Here is a 14,888-nt window from a genome sequence, read left to right as displayed (position 1 = left end):
TCCAAGGGAGTGTCTGGAATGGGCGGCTGCGTTCATGCCTTCTGCTCCCGCGCAGGCACCGGCGCGCGCCGCGCTTGCCAGCGCTGCGCGCAGCGGCGCGCCAGCCCCACGATGCCCTGCGGCAGGAACAGCGTGACCAGCACGAAGATCAGGCCCAGCGCATACAGCCAGAACTCGGGCGCCACGCTGGTGAACCAGGTTTTCAGGCCATTGACCACGCCCGCGCCGATGATGGGGCCGACCAGCGTGCCGCGCCCGCCGGTGGCCACCCAGATGACCATCTCGATGGAATTCTCGGTGGACATCTCGCCCGGGTTGATGATGCCCACCTGCGGCACGTACAACGCGCCGGCGATGCCGCACATCACGGCGGACAGCGTCCACACGAACAGCTTGAAACCCAGTGGTTCGTAGCCCAGGAAGCGCAGGCGGCTTTCCGAGTCGCGCACGGCGGTCAGCACGCGGCCCAGCTTGGACTGCGTGACCATGCGCGCCGCCACCAGCGAGCCGGCAAGCGCCAGCAACGTGATCCAGTACAGCACGGCGCGGGTGGACGGCGCGGTGATGTCGAAGCCCAGGATGCGCTTGAAGTCGGTGAAGCCGTTGTTGCCGCCGAAGCCCGTGTCGTTGCGGAAGAACAGCAGCATGGCCGCGTAGGTGAGCGCCTGCGTGATGATCGAGAAGTACACGCCCTTGATGCGCGAGCGGAACGCGAAGTAGCCGAACAGGAAGGCCAGCACGCCCGGCACCAGCACCACCAGCAGCAGGGCGTAGGCGTAGTGCTCGGTGAAGGCCCAGTACCAGGGGTATTCCTTCCAGTTCAGGAACACCATGAAGTCGGGCAGGTCGCTCTGGTAGACGCCATCGCGGCCGATGGCGCGCATCAGGTACATGCCGTGGGCATAGCCGCCCAGGGCAAAGAACAGGCCATGCCCCAGCGACAGGATGCCGGCGTAGCCCCACACCAGGTCCAGCGCCAGCGCGGCCAGGGCGTAGCACATGAACTTGCCGGCCAGCGCCACCATGTACGAGGACACGTGCAGGGCATGGCCCGGCGCGAAGAACAGGTTCAGCGCGGGCAGCAGCGCCAGCAGGCCGACCACGATGGCCAGCGCCAGCCACGCGCGCGGCGCGAACAGCGGCCGGTGCGCGCAGGCCAGCAGATCGGGAGGAAACGAGGCGGGTTTCATTCGACGCTCCGGCCGCGTGGGGCGAACAGGCCTTGCGGCCGCTTCTGGACGAACAGCACGATGAGGATCAGGATGATGATCTTGGCCATGACCGCGCCCGCGTAGGGCTCCAGGAACTTGTTGACGCCGCCCAGGCCCAGCGCCGCGATCACCGTGCCGGCAAGCTGGCCCACGCCGCCCAGCACCACCACCATGAACGAATCCACGATGTAGCCGCGGCCCAGGTCGGGGCCCACGTTGCCCAGCTGCGACAGCGCCACGCCCGCCAGGCCGGCGATGCCCGCGCCCAGGCCGAAGGCCAGCATGTCGATGCGGCCCGTGGGCACGCCCACGCAGTCGGCCATGCGGCGGTTCTGCGTGATGGCGCGCACGAACAGTCCCAGGCGCGTGTGGTTCAGCAGCAGCCACACGAAGAACACCACCAGCATGGCGAAGACGATGATGGCGATGCGGTTGTAGCTGAGCACCAGTCCGCCCATCACCGTCATGCCGCCCGACATCCAGCTGGGATTGCTGACCTCGACGTTCTGCGCGCCGAACAGCGTGCGCACGGTCTGCATCAGCATCAGGCTGATGCCCCAGGTGGCCAGCAGGGTTTCCAGCGGCCGTCCGTACAGCCAGCGGATCACGGTGCGCTCCAGCGCCATGCCGACCAGTGCCGTCACCAGGAAGGCCACGGGCAGCGCCGCCACCACATACCAGTCGATCCAGCCCGGCAGGTACTGGCGGAACACCGTCTGCACCATGTAGGCGGTATAGGCGCCGATCATCAGCAGTTCGCCGTGCGCCATGTTGATCACGCCCATCAGCCCGAAGGTGATGGCCAGGCCCAGCGCGGCCAGCAGCAGCACGCTGCCCAGGCTGATGCCGTAGAAGAGATTGCCCGCCCATTCCAGCGTGGCCATGTGCCGGTCGATCGCGCGCAGCGCGGCCTCGGCGGCCTCGCGCACGCCGGCGTCGGGTTCGGCGTGGCTGCCGTCGGCATTGGTCTGCACCAGCGCCGCCAGCATCGGACGGAAGGCCGCGTTGCGCGTTTCGCCCAGGGCCTGCGCGGCGGCGCGGCGCAGGGCGGGATCGTCCGAGGCCAGTTGCAGGCGGGCCTGCGCGATCTCCAGCGCGCCGCGCACCTGCGCGTCGGTCTCGCGCTTCAACGCCTCGCCCAGCAGCGGCAGGCGGCTGGCGTCACTGCTCTGCTGCAGGCGCTGCGCGGCGGCCAGGCGTTCGGCGGGCTCCTTGGAATAGAGTTGGGACGTCGCCAGCGCGCCGCTGATGGCGCGGCGCAGGCGATTGTTGATCATGACGCTGTCGGCGTCATCGGGCCTGGCCTGCGGCTGCCCGGTGGCGGCGTCCAGCACCTGCCCGCCGTCGCGCTCTATCAGCACGCGGCCAGCGGGCGTGGCCAGCAACTGGCCGTCGCCCAGCGCCTTCAGCACCTCGGCCGCCTGGGGATCGGGCAGGCGGCCCAGGCGGTCGATGGCGTCCAGTTTGGCGTCGGTCTCGTCGCCGGCCAGGGGGGCCAGCAACGCCGGGTCCAGGCCCTGCGCGCCGGCGCTGGCGGCCAAGGCCGCCAGGCCGAGCGCGCAGCCCAGCAGGAACCGGCCCAACCGGCCGGTGAGTGCCGCAAGTCGCATGGCTGCGCCCTTAGTCCGCGTTTACAGGCCTTGCTTGCTTTCGTTGCCAGGGATGTACGGGCTCCAGGGCTGGGCACGGATCGGGCCCTTGCTCTTCCAGACCACGTTGAACTGGCCGTCGGCCTGCACTTCGCCGATGTACACGGGCTTGTGCAGGTGATGGTTGGTCTTGTCCATCTCGATGGTGTAGCCGTCCGGCGCCGTGAACTTCTGGCCGCCCATGGCCGCGATCACCTTGTCGACGTCGGTGGTCTTGGCCTGCTCGACCGCCTGCTTCCACATGTGGATGCCGATGTAGGTGGCTTCCATCGGATCGTTGGTGACGGCGGTGGCCGCGTTCGGCAGGTTCTTGGCCTTTGCGTAGTCCTTCCACTTCTTCACGAACTCGGCGTTGACCGGGTTCTTGATCGACTGGAAGTAGTTCCACGCGGCCAGGTGGCCGACCAGCGGCTTGGTGTCCACGCCGCGCAGTTCCTCTTCGCCCACCGAGAAGGCGACGACCGGCACGTCGGTGGCCTTCAGGCCCGCGTTGCCCAGTTCCTTGTAGAACGGCACGTTCGAGTCGCCGTTGATGGTGGAGATCACGGCCGTCTTGCCGCCCGCCGCGAACTTCTTGATGTTCGCCACGATGGTCTGGTAGTCGGAATGGCCGAACGGGGTGTAGACCTCGTCGATGTCGCTGTCCTTCACGCCCTTTGAATGCAGGAAGGCGCGCAGGATCTTGTTGGTGGTGCGCGGGTAGACGTAGTCGGTGCCCAGCAGCACGAAACGCTTGGCGCCGCCGCCGTCCTCGCTCATCAGGTATTCCACCGCCGGGATGGCCTGCTGGTTGGGTGCGGCGCCGGTGTAGAACACGTTCTTCTCCAGCTCTTCGCCCTCGTACTGCACGGGGTAGAACAGCAGGCCGTTCAGTTCCTTGAAGACCGGCAGCACCGACTTGCGCGACACCGAGGTCCAGCAGCCGAACACCACGTCGACCTTGTCCTGGCTGAGCAACTGGCGGGCCTTCTCGGCGAACAGCGGCCAGTTCGAGGCCGGGTCCACGATCACGGGCTCGAGCTTCTTGCCCATCACGCCGCCCTTGGCGTTGATTTCGTCGATGGTCATCAGCGCCACGTCCTTCAGCGACGTTTCCGAGATGGCCATGGTGCCGGACAGCGAATGCAGGATGCCGACCTTGATGGTGTCGGCGGCAGCCGCGGTCGACACCCATCCTCCAGCCATGGCCAGCAGGCTCGCCGCGGTGAGTTGTTTGAGGACTAGTCTGCGTTGCATGGTGACTCCTGTGATAGAGGCCGGCTCGTGCCGGCATGCTTGTTTTCCGAGAAGGGAACGACTACCCGACAGTCCGCGGGGTCTTCATCCGCCGGCGAAGGGGCGGCGTATCGAGTGCGGACCAGGGGACAAAAGCAAGACCCATGCCAATACGTCAAAAGCCGTATTCGCCACTCGGCGCGAGGGGCGTCGAACCGGGATAACCCTTGGCCGGGGAGGTCGGCCGCTGTGGTGCATGACGCTTCGATGGGGTGCATTTCATGCTCGTAAATGGTGCGATACGCGCCGTCTCGGCTCATTGCTGGTTGGAGGGAATCGCATGCTTGCCGCTCTGAAAATCCGTTCATACAGGCTTGTTTCTTGGGGAATGCGTGATTTGGCATGGCTGTTGCTTAATGAATCCGTACTTGAATCCCAGATGGAATCCTTCAATGAACGCCAGCACAGATACTCAGTCCCGGTCCGGCTGGACCGTTGCGCGATGGCAGCAAGCTTATGCGGCCGGCGCCGCGCCCGGCGACCTGTTGGCGCCCTATCTCGACCTCGATCCGCAGGACAACGCGTGGATCGCCAGGCTGGATGACAGCCGCCTTGCCGCGCAGTTGCGCGAGCTGGACGAGCGGCTGGAAGCCGCAGGCGGTGATCGGGCCCGGCTGCCGCTGTACGGCGTGCCGTTCGCCATCAAGGACAACATCGACGCGGCCGGTTGGCCGACGACGGCGGGTTGCCCCGAGTTCGCGTATGTGCCGGAGCAGGACGCGACCGTCGTCGCCCGGTTGCGCGCGGCGGGCGCGGTGCTGGTGGGCAAGACGAACCTGGACCAGTTCGCCACGGGCCTGGTGGGGACGCGTTCGCCGTACGGACCCGTGGCGAACAGTTTCGACCCGGCCTACGTCAGCGGGGGATCCAGCTCGGGCTCGGCATCGGTCGTGGCGCGCGGACTGGCGGTCTTCTCGTTGGGCACGGACACGGCGGGCTCGGGCCGCGTGCCGGCGGGATTCAACAATCTGGTCGGGCTCAAGCCCACGCGAGGCTGGCTCAGCACGGCGGGCGTGGTGCCGGCCTGCCGCACGCTGGACTGCGTCTCCGTGTTCGCGCTGACCGTGGATGACGCGAGCCTGGTCGCCGGCATCGCCGGCGGCCATGACCCGCGCGATCCATACTCGCGCGTCCGTCCCGATTCGGCATTGCCTTGGCCGAGTGCGCCCCGCCTTGCCGTGCCGGCTCATCCCGAGTTCCATGGCGACGAACAGTCGCGCCGCGCCTTCGAGCAATCGCTGAGAGACCTGCAGGCGCTGGGGGCGGTCATCGAGCCCATCGACTTCACGCCCTTCATGGAGCTGGCCGACCTGCTTTATCAGGGACCGTGGGTCGCCGAGCGGTTCTGCGCGGTGGAAAGCCTGTGGCGCGAACAACCCGAGGCCATTCATCCCGTGGTGCGGTCCATTGTCGAGCAGGCATCGCGTTATACCGCCGCCGACGCCTTCCGCGCGGAGTATCGCCGCGCCGAACTCACGGGCGTCATCCACGCCGCGCTGTCCGGCTTCGATGCCCTGGTGGTGCCGACAGCCCCGTCGATCTATACCATCGAGCAACTGCTGGCCGACCCCATCGCCTTGAACTCGCGGCTGGGTCACTACACCAACTTCGCCAACCTGGCCGACCTGAGCGCGCTGGCGCTGCCCGCCGGCATGCGCGAGGACGGATTGCCCACGGGCATCACGCTGATCGGCGCCGCGTGGCAGGACGATGCGCTGGCTGTCTTCGGCCGCGCCTGGCAGGCCAGCCGCGCTTTGCCGCTGGGCGCCACGGGCGCGCCGGCGCCTGCCGCCGAGCCTGCCCGCGGCGTGCCGCAGACGGGCACGATCCGAGTCGCCGTGGTGGGCGCGCACCTGACCGGCATGCCGCTGAACCATCAACTGACCTCGCGCGGCGCGGTGCTGGCCGAGCAGACCCTCACCGCCGCGACTTATCGCCTGTACGCGCTGGCCAACACCATGCCGCCCAAGCCGGGCCTGGTCCACAGCGATCGCGGCGCATCCCTCATCGTCGAACTGTGGGATGTGCCCGCCGCGGCCTTCGGCGGTTTCGTGGCCGAAGTGCCCGCACCGCTGGGCATCGGCACGCTGGAACTGGCCGATGGCCGTCTCGTCAAGGGATTCATCTGCGAACCGCGTGCGCTGCAGGGCGCCCGCGACATCACCGAATTCGGTGGGTGGCGGGCGTTCATCGCCAGCCTGAACACCACGACGGCACGTTGAGCGAACCAGGAGCGACAGGCATGTTCGATACCGTATTGATCGCCAACCGTGGCGAGATCGCCGTGCGGGCCATTCGCACGCTCAAGGCGCTGGGCATCCGCAGCGTGGCCGTCTATTCCGACCCGGACCGCGATGCGCCGCACGTGCGCGCCGCGGACGTGGCCGTGGCGCTGGGCGGCGAGAAAGCCGCCGACAGTTACCTGCGCATCGACGCGTTGCTGGACGCCGCGCGTCGGACAGGGGCGCAGGCGATCTTCCCCGGCTATGGTTTCCTGTCCGAGAGCGCCGAGTTCGCCGAGGCTTGCGAGGCCGCCGGCATCGCCTTCGTGGGGCCCACGCCAACGCAGATCCGCGAGTTCGGCTTGAAGCACCGTGCCCGGGAACTGGCGGCCGCCGCGGGCGTGCCCATGACGCCCGGCACGGGTCTGTTGGAGGGGCTGGACGATGCGCTTGCGCAGGCCGAACGCATTGGCTACCCGGTCATGTTGAAGAGCACCGCGGGCGGTGGCGGCATCGGCCTGTCGCGTTGCGCCGATCCCGCCGAGCTGCGCGCCGCCTTCGAGGGCGTGCAGCGCATGGGCACGCATTTCTTTCGCGACGGCGGCGTCTTCATCGAGCGCTACGTGGACGGCGCACGCCACGTGGAGGTCCAGATATTCGGCGACGGCCAGGGGCGCGTGGCCGCGCTGGGCGAGCGCGACTGCTCGGTGCAGCGGCGCAACCAGAAAGTGATCGAGGAAACCCCGGCGCCGCTGCTGCCCGAGGCCACGCGGCAGAGTCTGCTGCAGGCCGCGGTGCGGCTGGGCGAGTCGGTGTCCTATCGTTCCGCCGGCACCGTCGAATTCATCTACGACGGCGCCCGCGACAGCTTCTATTTCCTGGAGGTGAATACGCGGCTGCAGGTCGAGCATCCCGTCACCGAGTCGGTCACCGGGCTGGATCTGGTCGCGTGCATGCTGCGCGTGGCCGCGGGCGATCTGGACTGGCAGGCGATGCAGGTGCGGCCCGCCGGCGCGTCGATCGAGGTGCGGCTGTATGCCGAGGATCCGCTACGCCAGTTCCAGCCGTCGCCGGGCGTGCTGACCGAAGTGCGTTTTCCGGCTGATGCGCGGGTGGACGGATGGATCGAGACGGGCACCGATGTGCCTGCCTTCTACGATCCGTTGCTGGCCAAACTGATCGTGCACGGCAAGGACAGGCAGGAGGCATTGGACCGCCTGTCCGACGCACTGGCGCGGACACGCCTGCACGGCATCGCCACCAACCTGGACTATCTGCGGCAGATCGTGGACGACCCCGCCTTTCGCGAGGGCAAGGTCTCCACGCGCTTCCTGGAGTCGTTCGCCTACCGCCCTGCCGCGGTCGAGGTGCTGCAGGCGGGCACCTACACCAGCATCCAGGACTATCCTGGCCGCACGGGTTATTGGGACATCGGCGTGCCGCCTTCCGGCCCCATGGACGACTACGCCTTCAGGCTGGCCAACCGCATCGTGGGCAATGCGCCCGAGGCGGCCGGGCTGGAAGCCACCCTGGCGGGACCGACGCTGCGCTTTCACTGCGACACGGTCATCGCGCTGACGGGGGGGACGTGCGCCGCGATGCTGGACGGCAAGCCCGTGCAGATGTGGCGGCCCATCGGCGTGCGTGCGGGCCAGACGCTGGAGACGGGCCGGGTGTCCAGCGGATGCCGCGTCTACCTGGCCGTACGCCAGGGATTCGATGTGCCGGTGTATCTCGGCAGCCGCTCGACGTTCGCGCTGGGCCAGTTCGGCGGACATGCCGGACGCATCCTGCGCATGGGGGACATGCTGCCGCTGGGCAGGGGGGATTCGAGGTTGTCGGATGCTCCCTGCGCCACGCGCGCGCCGCAGGCGCCCGCCGCGGACTTGGCGCCCGAGTACGGCAGCCACTGGGAGATCGGGGTGTTGTACGGCCCGCATGGCGCTCCTGATTTTTTCACGCAGGAAGCCATCGATGCCTTCTTCCGCGCTGATTGGGAGGTGCACTACAACTCCAATCGCCTGGGCGTCCGGCTGACGGGGCCCCGGCCGACCTGGGCGCGCCAGGACGGTGGCGAGGCGGGGCTGCACCCCTCGAACATCCATGATTGCGAGTACGCGGTCGGCAGCATCAATTTCACGGGAGACAGCCCGGTGATCCTGACGCGCGACGGCCCCAGCCTGGGCGGGTTCGTCTGCCCCGTGACCATCGCCCGCGCGGAACTGTGGAAGGTGGGCCAGGTCAAGCCGGGAGACCGCATCCGCTTCAAGCGGATCGACTATGCGCGGGCCGTCGCGCTGGAGCGTGCCCAGGATGCCAGTATCGAGAGCCTGGCGCCCCTGCGGCCAGACGTGCCGGCCCCTGGCAGCGAGACGTCCGCGATCGTCGCCCGCCTGCCGGCGGCGCAAGGTCGGCCGGCGGTCGCCTATCGGCAGGCGGGGGACGGTTATCTGCTGCTGGAGTACGGCGAGAACGTGCTGGACCTGGCGCTGAGGCTGCGCGTGCATTTGCTGATGCAGGCGCTGCAGGCCGATCCGATACCGGGTGTGCAGGAGTTGTCGCCCGGCGTGCGCTCGCTGCAGATCCGCTACGAGGGACGGCGCATCGCCCAATCGGAGCTGGTGGCCCGTCTGTTGCAGATCGAGCAGTCGCTGCCCGATGCGTCGCAGGTCAAGGTGCCCACGCGTGTCGTGTACCTGCCCATGGCTTTCGAGGACAGCGCGACGCTGGGCGCGGTCGACCGCTATCGCGAGACCGTGCGCGCCCAGGCGCCGTGGCTGCCGAACAACGTGGACTTCATCCAGCGGATCAATGGCCTGTCCTCGCGGGAGGAGGTCAAGCGCATCGTGTTCGACGCCAGTTACCTGGTGATGGGCCTGGGCGACGTCTATCTGGGCGCGCCGTGCGCGGTGCCGATCGATCCGCGCCATCGCCTGTTGACGTCGAAGTACAACCCGGCGCGTACCTTCACGGCGGAGGGCACGGTAGGCATCGGCGGGGTTTACATGTGCATCTACGGCATGGACTCGCCCGGCGGCTATCAGTTGGTCGGCCGCACGCTGCCCATCTGGAACAAGTTCCTGAAGAATCCGGTATTCCAGGACGAAAAGCCCTGGCTGCTGCGCTTCTTCGACCAGGTGCGCTTCTATCCGGTCAGCGAGGCCGAGCTGGATGGGATGAGAGCGGATTTCCGCGCGGGTCGTATCGGCCTGCGTCTCGAACAGGAGACGTTCGACTTCGCCGAATACGAACGCTTCCTGGCCGAGCAGGCCGACAGCATCGAATCGTTCCGTGCGCGGCAACGTTCGGCGTTCGAGGCGGAGGTGGCGCTCTGGCAGGCGGAGGACGGCGTTGCGCCGGCGCCGGAGCCGGCCGCCGACATCCTCGATGTGCCCCTGACCGCAGGCCAGAGCCTGGTGGCCGCCGACATGTCCGGCAGCGTGTGGAAGATTCCGGTCGAGGTCGGCCAGTCCGTGCGGGCGGGCGATCCGCTGGTGGTGATCGAGGCGATGAAGATGGAACTGGTCGTGGCCGCGCCGAGGGCGGGCACGGTCGCCGCGATACACTGCGGCCCGGGCAAGCGGGTCGACATGGGCGATCCGCTCGTCGTGCTGGATGACGATACCGATTGAGGCGAGACCTGACATGCGAACGACCCTATTGATGGCGACGGGCCTGCGTCCGCTGGTGGCTGGCACGGGGTCGTTGGCCGATGCCGTGTACGAGCGTGTCAAAGAGGACCTGTTCGAGTTCCGCCTCTTGCCGGGCGACATGTTCAGCGAGGCCGACATGGTGGCGCGCCTGGGCGTCAGCCGCACGCCCATCCGGCAGGGGTTGGCGCGCCTGGAACGAGAGGGCTTCCTGCTGGTGCGCCAGCGCAGCGGCTGGCAGGTCCGTCCGTTCGATTTCGAGCGGTTCGAGGCCCTGTACGACGTGCGCATCGTGCTGGAGCTGGCCGCGGTGGACCGCCTCTGCGGGCGATCCGAGATGGATCCGACCGGCATCCTGGGCGCCCTTCAGGATGTCTGGCTCGTGCCGCCGGACCAGCGCATCCGTGATGGGAAACTGGTGGCCCAGCTCGACGAGGCCTTTCATTGCGCGCTGGTCGCCGCCGTGGGCAATTCGGAAATGGCGCAGATCCATCGCGACGTCACCGAGAAGATCCGCCTGGTGCGCCGCCTGGATTTCACCAAGGAGTACCGGGTGGACGCGACCTATGACGAGCACGCCGCGGTGCTGCGTGCCATCCTGGCCCGCAATGCCGAGCCCGCGCGCATCATGTTGAAGTCGCATATCGAGATCAGCAAGGCCGAGGTACGCAAGATCACCCTGCACATGCTGCACCAGGCCAGGAGCGGCCATCCTTGAACCGGCGATGGATCGGGGCAGGATTGGAATAAAGCGCGGCCCGCCATCGTCTGTAGGGGTGAGGTGCTTACTCAATGGGCCACCCCGGCCCGGTGCCCCGTCCCCAAAGGAGCCAGACATGTCCATCCGTACCGCAGCCGCCGCTTTCATCGCCGTCTCCGCCCTGTACGCCGCCGGCGCCCAGGCCCAGTCGCCCGCCATGACCAAGGATGGCATCCTGGTCGACCACAAGGGCATGACCCTCTACACGTTCGACAAGGACCAGGCCAACAGCGGCAAGAGCGTCTGCAACGGCCAATGCGCCACCAACTGGCCGCCCGTGGCGGCGGCCGCCGGCGCCAAGCCCGATGGCGACTGGAGCCTCGCCACGCGGGACGACGGCGCCAAGCAATGGGCCTACAAGGGCAAGCCGGTTTACCTGTTCATCAAGGACACCAAGGCGGGCGACAAGACCGGCGACGGCGTGGGCGGCGTCTGGCACGTCATCAAGCCCTGATAGCGGGAGGCCGGATCGCCATGCGCGCCGAGGACGAGGCCCGGATCGTGGCCTGCATCCCCAGCCTGCGGCGCTACGCGCGCGGCCTCACCGCGGACCGCGAGCAGGCCGATGACCTGGTCCAGGACACGCTGGAGCGTGCCTGGGGCCGGTTCTCGCGCTGGCAGCGGCGCGGCGAACTGCGCGCATGGATGTTCGGCATCATGCACAACCATTTCATCGACGGCCTGCGCGCCCAGCGGCGCCAGGCCGAGTACGGCGCCGAACCCGAAGTGCCCGAGATTCCGGTGCGCGCGGCGCAGGCCGATGGCCTGGAACTGCGCGACCTGGACCGCTGCCTGCAACGGCTGCCGGCCGACCTGCGCGAAGTGCTGCTGCTGGTCGCCGTCGAGGAGTTCAGCTACCGGGATGCCGCGCAGGTGCTGGACGTGCCGATCGGCACGGTCATGTCGCGCCTGTCCCGGGCCCGTGAAAGACTGGCCGCGCTGATGGCGCGGCCTGAAGAGGAAGCCCGGCCATCCAGCCGGCTGCAAAGCGTCAAATGACATGAGCGACGAAACCCTGCGCGCCGTCCCGGCCACCGGGACGCCCATCACCGAAGCCGATCTGCATGCCTGTGCGGACGGCCAACTGCCCGAGGCGCGCCGCGCCGAGGTCGCCGCCTTCCTGGCGCAGCAGCCCGAGGCGCGCCAGCGCGTCGATGGCTGGCGCCGGCAGAACGATGCCCTGCGCGAGCTGCTCGATCCCGTGCTGGACGAGCCCTTGCCGTTGCGCCTGCCCTTGTCCCCACCGCGACGCACGTCGGTTTCCGAGCGGCGCTGGGGAGCGCTGGCGGCCGGCCTGGCGGTTGCCGTGGCCAGTGCCAGCGCGGCGTGGTTCGTGCGCGGCGCGGTGGACGCGCACGAGGCGCTCATCGCGCCTGCGCCCGTGTCGGCCGCCGATGGCGCTTCCTTTGCGCGCCGCGCCGCCGTGGCCCATGCCGTCTTCGCGGCCGACGTGCGGCGCCCCGTCGAGGTCGGCGCCGACCAGGAACAGGCCCTGGTCACGTGGCTGACCAAGCGGCTGGGCGCGTCGGTGAAGGCGCCGGCATTGAGCGGCGTAGGCTACGAGTTGGTCGGTGGCCGCCTGCTGCCCGGCGGGCAAGGCCCCGTGGCGCAGTTCATGTACTCGGCGCCCGACGGTCAGCGGCTGACGCTGTACGTGACGCGCGAGGCCACCGGCAACCAGACCGCGTTCCGCTTCACGCAGGACGGCCCGGTGCGGGTGTTCTATTGGGTCGAGGGCAGCTTCGGCTACGCCCTGTCGGGCGAGATCGACCGCGCCACGCTGCAGCGCGTGGCGGACGAGGTGTACAGGCAGCTCAGTTGAGCAGGCTCTAGTCCCTGCCGCGCGTGGCCGTCACGCCGGCCGACGCAGATGCGATGGCTGCCACGCCCAGCCACTGGGCAAGCGTCAGCGTCTCGCCCAGGAACACCAGGCCGGACAGGGCCGCGCAAGCCGCTTCCAGGCTGAGCAGCGTGCCGAACACGCGGGCCGGCAAGCGGGCCAGCACCCAGACTTCCAGCCCGTAGGGCAGGGCGCTGGACAATAGCGCGACCCCCAGCGCGTATGGCAGGATCTCCAGCGAGAACAATGCCGTGCCGCCTTGCGCCAGGCCGAGCGGCAGCACCGCCGCGGCGGCCACGATGGAGGCCAGGGCCACCATGGGCACGCCGCCCTTCAGGCTGGCGCGCCGGCCGTACACGATGTAGGCCGCCCAGCATACGCCGGCGGCCGCGGCGAAGAACACGCCCCAGGGGTCGAGCGCGCCGCCGCCCCCGTCGTGCGGCAGCAGCACCCACAGGCCGCAGGCCGCCAGCACGATCCACAGCAAGTCGGTGGCGCGGCGCGACGACAACACGGCCAGCACCAGGGGGCCGGTGAATTCGATCGCCACCGCGATGCCCAGCGGGATGCGTTCCACCGACATATAGAACAGCAGGTTCATGCCCGCCAGCGACAGCCCGTAGGGCAAGGCGGCCAGCCAGCCGGCGCGGTCCATCCTCAGGCGCCAGGGCCGCATCGCCAGCGTCAGCATGATCGCGGAGAACAGCAGTCGCAGCGCCGAGGTGCCGATGGCGCCCGCGGCGGGAAAGAGCGTCTTGGCAAGCGCCGCGCCGCCCTGGATGGAGATCATCGCGATCACCAGCAAGGTAATGGGCAGCAGGGCGCTCTGGCGGGGGGTGGAGCGTGTGGCGGAGGTCATGATGCGGGCCGCCTCGATGCGGCGGTGCCATTCTACGTGAGCGGCTGGGTGCGCAAGTGCGTTCCGGGGCCCGTACATGCAGCGGCATTGCGCGCAGGCCGTCAAATGGTGCGCGTTGCCCCTGGCCGTGGCGCGACGCCCGTCTGCGTGGTGCCTGGCACGCAGGGCCACCGGCCGGATCCCTGACGTTTTCTTGAGGCCAGTGGCATGCATGGACAGCGCACCGGCCCGGGAGTAGGCTTCCCGGTTTCCTTCATCCGCCTTGCCGGGGCCGCCCGGCCATTCCTTCATGGATCTCCCCGAGCATTCCCAGGCGCCGGACACCGCGCCGCCGCCCACCCGCCTCGAACTGTTCCTCGGTTTCCTGACGCTGGGCATGACCGCCTTCGGCGGCGCGTTGCCGTTGGCGCGCAGCATGGTGGTCGAGCGCCGCCGCTGGCTCAGCGGGCTGGAATTCAGCGAGTTGCTGGGCCTGTGCCAGTTCCTGCCGGGGGGCAACATCATCAACATGTCGGTGGCCATCGGCATGAAGTTCCGGGGGCCCTCGGGCGCCTTCGCCGCGCTGATGGGCCTGATCGCCGTGCCCACCGCCGTGGTCATCATGCTGGGCGTGGTGTATGACCGCTACAGTTCCGATCCCCACGTGCAGCACGTCTTCGCCGGCCTGGCCGCGGCGGCGGCGGGGTTGCTGGTGGCCATGGCCGTCAAGATCGTGATGCCGCTGCGGCGCAGCGTGGTGGGCCTGCTGCTGGCGCTGGCGGGTTGCCTGGCGATCGCGGTGCTGCGCCTGCCGCTCTTGCCGACCATGCTGGTGTTGACGCCGGTCAGCGTGCTGCTGGTGCGGAGGCCCGGAAAATGAGCGCCACGTTGATCGCACTGGCGGTGATCTTCACCCAGCTGTCGCTGCTGGCGTTCGGCGGCGGCAACACCATCCTGCCGGAAATGCAGCGCCAGGTCGTCGAGATACACGGCTGGATGTCCGCCGCCGATTTCAGCGCGCTGTTCGCGCTCAGCCAGGCCGCGCCCGGCCCCAACCTGATGATCGTGCCGCTGGTGGGCTGGCACGTGGCCGGCTGGGCGGGCATGCTGGTGACCTCGCTGGCCAAGTTCGGGCCGTCTTCGCTGCTGACGATGATCGTGATGGGCCTGTGGGAGCGTTTCCGCCACAAGCCCTGGCGCGCCCGGTTGCAGGCGGGCCTGGTGCCCGTGACCGCCGGCATGGTGGCCGCCAGCGCCTGGCTGATCGTCGAGACCTCGGTGCACGACTGGCTATTGGCGGTGATCGCGGCGGGCACCGCGGCGGTGTCGGTGCTGACGCGCGTGCATCCGCTGTGGATGCTGATGGCGGGGGGACTGCTGGGGTTGGCGGGAAGTTTCTAGGCAGAGGTAGGGATGTTTCTGCCCGAGCATCAAGAACTGGCA

12 protein-coding genes are annotated in these 14,888 nt (G+C 68.7%); 8 read left to right on the top strand and 4 right to left on the bottom strand.

Annotated features, from left to right (window positions below; all coding sequences use genetic code 11):
* Window positions 1–32 precede the first annotated feature (32 nt).
* The 3 genes from urtC to urtA are packed head-to-tail and all read right to left on the bottom strand — an operon-like array spanning window position 33 to window position 4,096.
* The gene (gene urtC / locus A6745_RS11745) at window positions 33–1,190 is read right to left on the bottom strand and encodes an urea ABC transporter permease subunit UrtC (RefSeq protein ID WP_066127146.1); all 1,158 of its coding nucleotides are present in this window, start codon (window positions 1,188–1,190) and stop codon (window positions 33–35) included.
* A complete protein-coding gene (urtB, locus tag A6745_RS11740) occupies window positions 1,187–2,821 on the bottom strand; it encodes an urea ABC transporter permease subunit UrtB (RefSeq protein ID WP_066127139.1) in 1,635 nt (544 codons plus the stop codon). The genes urtC and urtB overlap by 4 nt, the downstream gene beginning before the upstream one ends.
* Window positions 2,822–2,842: 21 nt before the next feature.
* On the bottom strand, window positions 2,843–4,096 hold the full coding sequence (gene urtA, locus A6745_RS11735; RefSeq protein WP_066127136.1) for an urea ABC transporter substrate-binding protein: 1,254 nt from the start codon (window positions 4,094–4,096) through the stop codon (window positions 2,843–2,845).
* 431 nt (window positions 4,097–4,527) lie between these two features.
* Here urtA and atzF point away from each other — a divergent pair, with 431 nt between their 5' ends.
* The 6 genes from atzF (at window position 4,528) to A6745_RS11705 (ending at window position 12,589) form a co-directional block, all read left to right on the top strand.
* Window positions 4,528–6,357, top strand: a complete 1,830-nt coding sequence (gene atzF / locus A6745_RS11730; protein ID WP_066127132.1) for an allophanate hydrolase — start codon at window positions 4,528–4,530, stop codon at window positions 6,355–6,357.
* Window positions 6,358–6,377: 20 nt separating this feature from the next.
* Window positions 6,378–9,989: an urea carboxylase gene (gene uca, locus A6745_RS11725; RefSeq protein WP_066127129.1), complete on the top strand. Its 3,612-nt coding sequence runs from the start codon at window positions 6,378–6,380 to the stop codon at window positions 9,987–9,989.
* Between the two features lie 13 nt (window positions 9,990–10,002).
* A complete protein-coding gene (locus tag A6745_RS11720; RefSeq protein WP_082853027.1) occupies window positions 10,003–10,725 on the top strand; it encodes a GntR family transcriptional regulator in 723 nt (240 codons plus the stop codon).
* A 118-nt stretch (window positions 10,726–10,843) separates the two neighbouring features.
* A complete protein-coding gene (locus A6745_RS11715) occupies window positions 10,844–11,221 on the top strand; it encodes a COG4315 family predicted lipoprotein (RefSeq protein WP_066127120.1) in 378 nt (125 codons plus the stop codon).
* Between the two features lie 20 nt (window positions 11,222–11,241).
* The gene (locus A6745_RS11710; protein WP_066127118.1) at window positions 11,242–11,766 is read left to right on the top strand and encodes an RNA polymerase sigma factor; all 525 of its coding nucleotides are present in this window, start codon (window positions 11,242–11,244) and stop codon (window positions 11,764–11,766) included.
* Window position 11,767: 1 nt separating this feature from the next.
* A complete protein-coding gene (locus tag A6745_RS11705) occupies window positions 11,768–12,589 on the top strand; it encodes an anti-sigma factor family protein (protein WP_066127111.1) in 822 nt (273 codons plus the stop codon).
* A 7-nt stretch (window positions 12,590–12,596) separates the two neighbouring features.
* Here the strand turns inward: A6745_RS11705 and A6745_RS11700 are convergent, their stop codons facing one another.
* Window positions 12,597–13,397 carry an EamA family transporter gene (locus A6745_RS11700; protein WP_066128748.1) on the bottom strand — a complete coding sequence of 267 codons (801 nt, stop codon included), beginning with the start codon at window positions 13,395–13,397 and terminating at the stop codon, window positions 12,597–12,599.
* Window positions 13,398–13,755: 358 nt separating this feature from the next.
* On the opposite strand from A6745_RS11700, the gene A6745_RS11695 reads away from it, so the two are divergent.
* Together A6745_RS11695 and A6745_RS11690 are read left to right on the top strand one after the other, a co-directional pair.
* Window positions 13,756–14,325, top strand: a complete 570-nt coding sequence (locus A6745_RS11695) for a chromate transporter (protein ID WP_066127108.1) — start codon at window positions 13,756–13,758, stop codon at window positions 14,323–14,325.
* Window positions 14,322–14,846, top strand: coding sequence for a chromate transporter (locus A6745_RS11690; RefSeq protein ID WP_066127105.1), 525 nt, complete (start codon window positions 14,322–14,324; stop codon window positions 14,844–14,846). Before A6745_RS11695 ends, A6745_RS11690 begins: the two co-directional genes overlap by 4 nt.
* Window positions 14,847–14,888: the final 42 nt, after the last annotated feature.

Origin of the sequence: Bordetella ansorpii, from assembly GCF_900078705.1 — a bacterium.
GTDB lineage: Bacteria > Pseudomonadota > Gammaproteobacteria > Burkholderiales > Burkholderiaceae_B > Bordetella > Bordetella ansorpii_A.
The sequence above is the reverse complement of the archived record's forward strand: the minus strand, read 5'-3'. Positions and strand labels throughout refer to the sequence as shown.

Excerpts from the sequence above, each read along its gene's own strand:
- urtC (WP_066127146.1), bottom strand. The coding sequence starts at position 1,190 with ATGAAACCCGCCTCGTTTCCTCCCGATCTGCTGGCCTGCGCGCACCGG.
- urtB (WP_066127139.1), bottom strand. The coding sequence starts at position 2,821 with ATGCGACTTGCGGCACTCACCGGCCGGTTGGGCCGGTTCCTGCTGGGC.
- urtA (WP_066127136.1), bottom strand. The coding sequence starts at position 4,096 with ATGCAACGCAGACTAGTCCTCAAACAACTCACCGCGGCGAGCCTGCTG.
- atzF (WP_066127132.1), top strand. The coding sequence starts at position 4,528 with ATGAACGCCAGCACAGATACTCAGTCCCGGTCCGGCTGGACCGTTGCG.
- uca (WP_066127129.1), top strand. The coding sequence starts at position 6,378 with ATGTTCGATACCGTATTGATCGCCAACCGTGGCGAGATCGCCGTGCGG.
- A6745_RS11720 (WP_082853027.1), top strand. The coding sequence starts at position 10,003 with ATGCGAACGACCCTATTGATGGCGACGGGCCTGCGTCCGCTGGTGGCT.
- A6745_RS11715 (WP_066127120.1), top strand. The coding sequence starts at position 10,844 with ATGTCCATCCGTACCGCAGCCGCCGCTTTCATCGCCGTCTCCGCCCTG.
- A6745_RS11710 (WP_066127118.1), top strand. The coding sequence starts at position 11,242 with ATGCGCGCCGAGGACGAGGCCCGGATCGTGGCCTGCATCCCCAGCCTG.
- A6745_RS11705 (WP_066127111.1), top strand. The coding sequence starts at position 11,768 with ATGAGCGACGAAACCCTGCGCGCCGTCCCGGCCACCGGGACGCCCATC.
- A6745_RS11700 (WP_066128748.1), bottom strand. The coding sequence starts at position 13,397 with ATGATCTCCATCCAGGGCGGCGCGGCGCTTGCCAAGACGCTCTTTCCC.
- A6745_RS11695 (WP_066127108.1), top strand. The coding sequence starts at position 13,756 with ATGGATCTCCCCGAGCATTCCCAGGCGCCGGACACCGCGCCGCCGCCC.
- A6745_RS11690 (WP_066127105.1), top strand. The coding sequence starts at position 14,322 with ATGAGCGCCACGTTGATCGCACTGGCGGTGATCTTCACCCAGCTGTCG.